We start from the raw sequence: 1,465 nt of genomic DNA, 5'->3' as shown, positions 1-1,465 counted from the left end.
GCTGCTCGACCGGAGGTCGAGCCCCGAGATCATGCGGCTGCTGGGCGATCCCCGACTGGACGAGCTTGCTCTCCGCGGAGTCTCGACTCCCGACCACGTCATCCGCACCAAGGGTGCGCCTCTCGTTCTCCCCGCCCCGCCCGCGGACGGATCGCTGGAGGCGTGGCTCGAGACGGTCGAGCCCAGGCTCGCGGGGTTCGCGGAGGACTATCGAGGATATTTCGCCCGCAACGACGCCCGGGCGCCCGGCGTGCGGAAGATGCTCGACCCGCTGCCTCGCCTCGTCGCGGCTCCCGGGCTCGGCCTGATCGGCGTCGGCAAGTCCGCCGCTGAAGCGGCGGTGGCTGCGGACATCGGCGAGGCCTGGGCCGCGACCGTCCTGCGCGCCGAGGCCGTCGGCCGTTTCGAGCCGGTGGCCGAGGCCGACATGTTCGACCTCGAATACTGGTCGCTGGAACAGGCGAAGCTCGGCAAGGGCGTCGAGAAGCGGCTCGCGCGGCATGTCGTGGCAGTGACGGGCGCGGCCGGGGCGATCGGGGCCGCGACCGCCCGCGCCTTCGCCGCCGAGGGCGCGGAAATCGCGGCGCTCGACATCGACGGCGCCGGGGCGGAGCAACTCGCGGCGGCGATCTCGCCGTCCGCGCTCGGCCTCGCCTGTGACGTCACCGACCGCGCCTCGGTCAAGGTCGCGTTCGAGCGCGTCACCGAGCGCTTCGGCGGCCTCGACATCGTGGTGTCGAACGCCGGCGCCGCCTGGACCGGCGCGATCGCCGACCTCGACGACGCCATCCTGCGACAGAGCTTCGAGCTCAACTTCTTCGCCCATCAGTCGGTCGCGCAGGCCGCCGTGAGGATCATGCGGCGCCAGCGCATGGGCGGGGCGCTGCTGTTCAACGTCTCGAAACAGGCGGTCAACCCCGGCCGCGACTTCGGGGCTTACGGTCTCCCCAAGGCCGCGCTGCTCGCGCTCGTCCGGCAATACGCCCTCGAGCACGGACGCGACGGGATCCGCGTGAACGCCGTCAACGCCGACCGGATCCGCTCGGGGCTGCTGACGGACGAGATGGTCGCAGCCCGGGCGGAAGCGCGCGGGGTGTCGGAGGCCGACTACATGGCCGGCAATCTGCTGGGCCGGGAGGTCAGGGCCGAGGATGTCGCCCAGGCCTTCGTCTCGGCCGCGCTGATGATGCGCACGACCGGCGCGGTCGTCACCGTCGACGGCGGGGCCGTCGAGGCGATGATGCGCTGAAGCAGCTCAGCCGGGGTCGAGCAGCCTCGGCCCGGCGCCCTCCTCGGACAACCGGTCGAGCGGATTGCGCAGCGGGCACTGCGTCGTCGACAGGCAGCCGCAGCCGATGCAGCCGTCGAGGTCGTCGCGGAGCCGCGTGAGCCTCGCGATGCGGGCGTCGAGTTCGCCGCGCCAGCGCGCCGAGAGCCGTCGCCAGTCCGCCGCAGTCGGCGCGCC

2 protein-coding genes are annotated in these 1,465 nt (G+C 72.9%); one reads left to right on the top strand and one right to left on the bottom strand.

Annotated features, from left to right (window positions below; all coding sequences use genetic code 11):
• The coding region (locus EK403_RS21920) for a bifunctional aldolase/short-chain dehydrogenase (protein WP_128779574.1) at nucleotides 1–1,249 on the top strand (1,249 nt) is incomplete at its 5' end.
• A 6-nt stretch (nucleotides 1,250–1,255) separates the two neighbouring features.
• Here EK403_RS21920 and EK403_RS23550 read toward each other — a convergent pair.
• The coding region (locus EK403_RS23550; RefSeq protein ID WP_164919730.1) for a MerR family DNA-binding protein at nucleotides 1,256–1,465 on the bottom strand (210 nt) is incomplete at its 5' end.

Source organism: Hansschlegelia zhihuaiae (assembly GCF_004103825.1).
In the GTDB taxonomy this organism is placed as follows: domain Bacteria; phylum Pseudomonadota; class Alphaproteobacteria; order Rhizobiales; family Methylopilaceae; genus Methylopila; species Methylopila zhihuaiae.
Note: the sequence above shows the minus strand (reverse complement) of the source record. Positions and strands in the feature narration are given on the sequence as shown.